Raw genomic sequence first — 6,000 nt, 5'->3', positions numbered from 1 at the left:
GCGGAGCAGCCCCAGAACCAGCCGCTACGGAGAATCTGATACACCGCATTCGGCTTATTGGGGCTGCTTCGCTGCCCAGCGCGGGCAAGCCCGCTCGCCACAGGGGGGGGGTCAGTTGTTTAGATGCCATGCCCATAGAGCCCGACAATCGGCCAGTCAACGCAAGCGATTGGACGCCCTGCCCGCCAGCTTCTAATCTGAGGGCCTGCGCCACCGAAGAAGCCCTCGATGATTGTCCGCCCCAAACCCAACCTGTTCGGCATCCTGTTCTCCCTCAAGGGTTCGATTGCCAAGCGTATTGCCCTGCGCAGCCTGCTGGTCACGCTGCTGGCCTCGGTGATCGTCCTGGTGGAAACCCTGCACCCAGCCTATTTTTCCAAGGTCAACGCGACCCCGTTCACCCTGCTCGGGCTGTCGCTGTCGATCTTCATGAGCTTTCGCAACAACGCCTGCTACGACCGCTGGTGGGAGGGCCGCAAGCAATTGGGGCAGATGGTCATTGAGATCCGCTCGCTGATCCGCGAAAGCCAGGTTTTTACCCTGCCGGGCGAGCGCGAAAGCCTGTTGCGCGGCCTGTGCGGCTTTGCCCACGGCCTGGTCGCGCGCCTGCGCCTGGAAGACGAGGCCCATGCCATAAAGCCTTGGACCAGCGTGGAGTCCCACCACCCGAACCTGCCTGATCGCATCCTGCAAACCCTCGGTGCCCAATGCTCGGACGCCGCGCAACAGGGACGGATCAGCGATTGGCGCTACACCCAACTGGAAACCCGTCTGGTGGGGCTCAGCCAGGTACAGGCCGCTTGCGAACGGATCAAAAGCACGCCGCTGCCCTTCCCCTACACCCTGCTGCTGCACCGCACCATCTATCTGTTCTGCATCCTGCTGCCATTTGCCATGGCCGAGCCCCTGGGCTGGCTGACGCCGATTTTCACCGCCATCGTCAGCTACACCTTCTTTGGCCTGGACGAAATCGGTGACGACCTGGAAGACCCCTTCGGCTTCGACGAGAACGACCTGCCGTGCAATGCCATCGTGCGCACCCTGGAACGCGAGATCCTCGCCGCCCTGGGCGAAACCACCCTGCCGGCGCCCTTGGAGCCCGTGGACTATGTGCTGACGTGAGCCAGGTTTGACACTCGTCGGTGTCTGACCGAAGCTGACCACTTTGCACTAGCTGCCCAGCTTTCGGACGCCTGCATGTCAAAGTCACGCCGTTACTCGATCATCGGCCTGAGCGCCCTGTTGTTTGTCGCACTGCTGTTCTGGTATTTCACCCGCACGCCCAGCGTGTCCGTTCCGCCGGCCATTGCCCACGGATACTCCAAGGCCCTGAAACAGGCGCATAACGGCGAACCCGGCGCCGCACGGGTGCTGTATCAGCAATTGGGCCGGCCAGATCTGTCGGACGTGCGCCGCGCCGCCCTGCACAACGAATTGCACAACTATCCAAGCCCCCAGGCATTGAAACTGGCGGACAAGGACCTGAGCCACGAATCCCCCCTGGTGCGCCAGGCAGCCATTGCCAGCATCGTCGGCCTGGTGCCCAGCGGGCAGCGCACCCTGCTGCTCGGGCCGTTGCTCGAGGATGAACAACAAAGCGTGCGGTTTGCCGCTGCCAACGCCTTGCTGGGCCTGTCACCCGACACCCTGGGCTTGTATTTCGGCCCCTTGCAGCAAGTGCTGGATGAGTACGCAAAGTACCTCAAGGCCCAGCCCGAAAGCGCCGAAGGCTGGATTCAGCTGGCACGGCTGTACATCCACAGCGCCCTGCTGCCCGAAGCGCAACATGCCCTGGAACAGGCATTGCGCCTGGACCCGGATAACCTGCCGGCGGTGGTTGCACGCATCGAACTGCTGGATAAACAGGGCAAGGTCGATGATTCCCGCCAGGTTCTGGCCACGCAGTTACAGGCTCATCCCGATTCGGCCTACCTGCAGCACGCCCTGGGCATGTGGTTGCTGCACCATGGTGAACGCGCGTACGCCCTGCTCGGGCTGTCCAAGGCGGTGGAGCTTGAGCCAGACAATCAGGATTACCGCTACGACCTGGCAACCACCCTGCACGACCAGGACGAACTGGAGGCCGCGCAGCGCCAGCTGGAAGAAATCATCCAGCGCCACCCGGCCAACCGCAAGGCGCGGGTATTGCTGGTCAACTACTGGAAAGAAAGCGGCCAACTGCAGAACGTTCAAGTACTGCTGGCGCAGCTGGAGCAGCAAAACCCTGATGATCCAGCCCTGCAACAGGGCCTGTGAGGACGGTGCCCGTTGCCGGCACCCGACATATTTAACAAAACGTTGAACCGCCAATCGGCACCACGGTCAAGTAAATATGGCGCGTTTGCTCAGGCACGCGCCCTCTACTTGATAAGTGATCCGAGGGCACTTCTTGTCTACATCCAAAGAGCTGTTCATAGCAAAGGCGGCGACCGGTATCGAAGGTCTTGATGACATTCTTGACGGTGGCCTGTCACGCAGCCACCTGTTCCTGCTCGAAGGCGAGCCAGGTACGGGCAAGACTACGGTGGCCCTGCATTTCCTTCAGGCGGGGGCAAAAAATGGCGAACGCTCGCTGTATATCACCCTGTCTGAAACCGAGCGCGAATTGCGCCAGGGCGCCGCGTCCCATGGCTGGGACTTGGACGACAACATCCATATTTTTGAACTGACACCCCCCGAAAGCCTGCTTAACGCCGAACATCAGCAAAGCCTGCTGTACTCCTCGGACCTGGAGCTGGGCGAAGCCACCCGGCAGATTTTCGAAGCCGTGGAGCGCGTCAAGCCGACCCGTGTGGTGCTCGACAGCCTTTCGGAAATCCGCTTGCTGGCGCAAAGCTCGTTGCGTTACCGCCGCCAGATCCTGGCCATCAAACATTACTTTGTGCGCTATGAAGCCACGGTCTTGCTGCTCGATGACCTGACCACCGAAGCCCTGGACAAAACCGTACACAGCGTGGCTCACGGGGTGATTCGCCTGGAAGAACTGACCCCCAACTACGGCGCCGAGCGTCGCCGGGTGCGCGTGGTGAAGTACCGCGGGCAGAAATACCGGGGCGGTTTTCACGACTTCACCATCATGGGCGACGGTGTGCATGTATTCCCCCGCCTGGTGGCCGCCGAGCATCGCGGCGGCTACAACCGCCAGACCTTGACCAGCGGCATAAGCGAGATGGATGCCCTGCTCGGCGGCGGTATCGAGACCGGCTCCAGCACGCTGATCCTTGGCCCTGCCGGTACGGGCAAATCGTTGATTTCGATGATTTTTGCTGCCTCGGCGGTGGCCCGCGGGGAAAAGGCCGCACTGTTTATCTTCGATGAAGAGCTGGGCCTATTGTTTGAGCGCATGAAAAACATGGGGATCGACCTGGAGGCGCTGCAAGCCACCGGCAACCTGCTGATCGAACAGGTGGACGCCGCCGAACTGTCGCCCGGAGAGTTCTCCCATCGCGTACGGCGCTGCGTCGACGAACGCCAGATCAAGACCGTGGTCATCGACAGTATCAACGGCTATCAGGCGGCGATGCCCGAAGAAAACGCCCTGGTGCTGCACATGCACGAACTGTTGCTGTACCTCAACCGACGCGGCGCGGCGACCTTTATGACCGTAGCCCAACACGGCCTGGTGGGTGACATGCAGGCGCCAGTGGACATTACCTACCTGGCCGACACAGTTATTCTGCTGCGTTACTTCGAAGCCTTGGGCAAGGTGCGCCGCGCCATTTCGATCATCAAGAAACGCACCGGCAGGCATGAGTCGACCATCCGTGAGTACCGCATCAGCGGCACCGGGATGACCATCGGCGAACCCCTCGAGGCGTTCCAGGGCGTGTTGCGCGGCGTGCCCACGTACATGGGTGCCGGCAAGCCGCTGCTCAAGGATGAGAGTTCGTGACGGCGCGGGCCGAGACATTCGAGCGTGCAATTATTCTGGCGCCCTTGGGGCGCGACAGCTCGCTGGCAACAATGATGCTCAACGAGGCGGGATTTGGCGCCGTGACTGCGAGCAACCTGCCTTTGCTGTGCGAGTCCCTGATGGACGGTGCCGGCCTGCTGATTATTGCTGCAGAAGCCTTGCGCGGCGCCGATCTCGAACCGTTGCTGACTTACCTGCAACAGCAGCCCGCCTGGTCCGACTTGCCGATCGTGCTGCTCACCCACCACGGCGGTAGCGAACAGAACGCGTCCTCACACCTGAGCGCACTGCTAGGCAACATCACCTTGCTGGAGCGCCCATTCCACCCGGTCACCTTGATCAGCCTGGTCACCACTGCCTTGCGCGGCCGCCGGCGCCAGTACGAGGCCCGCGACCGAATGATCGACCTCAGCCAAAGTGAACAGCGCCTGCAAAGCACCCTGGAAACCCTGGAGCAACAGGTCGAGGAACGTACGGCGCAGTTGCGCGCCAACGAAGAAGCACTGCGGCAGGCGCAGAAAATGGAAGCCGTCGGTCAGTTGACGGGAGGCATCGCCCATGACTTCAACAACATGCTCACCGGGATCATCGGCAGCCTGGAGCTACTGCGAAGGCGGGTTGCCCGGGGCCGCACCGAAGACCTCGACAGCCTGATCGACCTGGGTGTCACCTCGGCCAACCGCGCCGCCGGCCTGACCCACCGCCTGCTGGCGTTTTCCCGTCGCCAGTCGCTGGACTCCAAACCAGTGGAGATCAACCACCTGGTGACGTCCATGATCGAGTTGCTACGGCGCAGTCTCAACGAGAGCATCGCCCTGGATGTTCGGGTTGAGGAAAAACTGTGGATCGCCGAAGCCGACCCCAATCAGTTGGAAAGTGCCCTGCTCAACCTGGCGCTCAATGCACGCGACGCCATGCCCAACGGCGGCCAGTTGGTGGTGGAAACCAGCAACCGCCATCTCGACAGCGTATTCACCGCAGCCTACGGCACCCTCAATCCCGGCGATTATGTCGAGTTGAGCGTCAGCGACACCGGTTGTGGCATGCCCGACACGGTTGTCAGCCGCGCCTTCGACCCTTTCTTCACCACCAAACCCATCGGCCAGGGTACGGGGCTGGGCCTGTCGATGATCTACGGCTTCGCCCGCCAATCCCACGGCCATGTGACCATTCACAGCGTGGTTGGCCAGGGCACGACGGTCAGCCTGTTCCTGCCACGCTTTGCGGGTGAAATAATCGCTGAGGAACCCCTCAACCCGCCGCAGCTGCCATTTGCCAACGCCGGCGAAACCGTATTGATTGTCGAGGACGATCCCGCCGTGCGGGTACTGGTCAGCGCGGTATTGAGCGAATTGGGCTATGCCTTTGTCGAAGCGGGTGATGCCAACAGCGCGTTGCCGATCATCGAGTCTGAGCAGCGGATTGATCTGTTGATCAGTGACGTTGGACTGCCCGGTATGAACGGTCGCCAATTAGCGGAAATTGGCCGCCAACTGCGGCCAGGGCTCAAAGTTCTGTTTATCACCGGCTATGCCGAACATGCCGCGGTACGCGGCGGGTTTCTCGACCCGGGTATGCAGATGATTACCAAGCCGTTCACCTTTGAATTACTGACGCAGACGGTGCGGGAGATGATTCGCGCCACCTGACTGCGCCGGCTCGGTACACACATAACGAAGTCTCAGGTTTCGACTCTGTAACGCCTTTCAGGCCAACAAACGCTGGATATGTTCGTGCAACGTATCCAGGTCGAACGGCTTGGCCAGGATCGGCGCATTGCGCGTGATCGGGCTGTTGCAGTCGAGAATTTCCTGGGGATAGCCACTGATGAAGATCACCTTGAGTTCCGGGCGCAACTTGATCGCGGGCTCGGCGATTTGCACCCCGGAAATGCCCCCAGGCAGCCGGTAATCGGTGACCATCAGGTCCAGGTGGGGCTTGCTGGCAAGGATTTCGAAGGCCTGTTCGCCATCAATCGCCTTTAAAACCCGATACCCCAGGCCTGCCAGGTATTCACCCAGCACAAACATAATTGATTCGTCGTCTTCAACGATCAGTACGACATCTTGTGCATCTTCACTCATGGG

At 61.0% G+C, this 6,000-nt stretch carries 5 protein-coding genes; 4 read left to right on the top strand and 1 reads right to left on the bottom strand.

The genetic code is table 11. The features are described 5' to 3' along the window. The first annotated feature begins 228 nt into the window (after positions 1 to 228). From FIV38_RS15170 to FIV38_RS15155, 4 genes are all read left to right on the top strand, one after another. Positions 229 to 1,122 carry a bestrophin family protein gene (locus FIV38_RS15170; RefSeq protein WP_092236428.1) on the top strand — a complete coding sequence of 298 codons (894 nt, stop codon included), beginning with the start codon at positions 229 to 231 and terminating at the stop codon, positions 1,120 to 1,122. Positions 1,123 to 1,197: 75 nt separating this feature from the next. Then, the gene (locus tag FIV38_RS15165) at positions 1,198 to 2,256 is read left to right on the top strand and encodes a tetratricopeptide repeat protein (protein WP_029290502.1); all 1,059 of its coding nucleotides are present in this window, start codon (positions 1,198 to 1,200) and stop codon (positions 2,254 to 2,256) included. A 133-nt stretch (positions 2,257 to 2,389) separates the two neighbouring features. Then, the gene (locus FIV38_RS15160; protein WP_092236425.1) at positions 2,390 to 3,892 is read left to right on the top strand and encodes an ATPase domain-containing protein; all 1,503 of its coding nucleotides are present in this window, start codon (positions 2,390 to 2,392) and stop codon (positions 3,890 to 3,892) included. After that, a complete protein-coding gene (locus FIV38_RS15155; RefSeq protein WP_235861041.1) occupies positions 3,889 to 5,562 on the top strand; it encodes an ATP-binding protein in 1,674 nt (557 codons plus the stop codon). Before FIV38_RS15160 ends, FIV38_RS15155 begins: the two co-directional genes overlap by 4 nt. 57 nt (positions 5,563 to 5,619) lie before the next feature. On the opposite strand, the gene FIV38_RS15150 is transcribed toward FIV38_RS15155, so the two are convergent. Next, complete coding sequence (locus FIV38_RS15150; RefSeq protein WP_029290496.1) at positions 5,620 to 5,997, bottom strand: response regulator; 378 nt, start codon at positions 5,995 to 5,997, stop codon at positions 5,620 to 5,622. Between the last annotated feature and the right edge of the window lie 3 nt (positions 5,998 to 6,000).

It is taken from the genome of Pseudomonas proteolytica (assembly GCF_007858275.1).
Classification (GTDB): Bacteria; Pseudomonadota; Gammaproteobacteria; order Pseudomonadales; family Pseudomonadaceae; genus Aquipseudomonas; species Aquipseudomonas proteolytica.
Note: the sequence above shows the minus strand (reverse complement) of the source record. Positions and strands in the feature narration are given on the sequence as shown.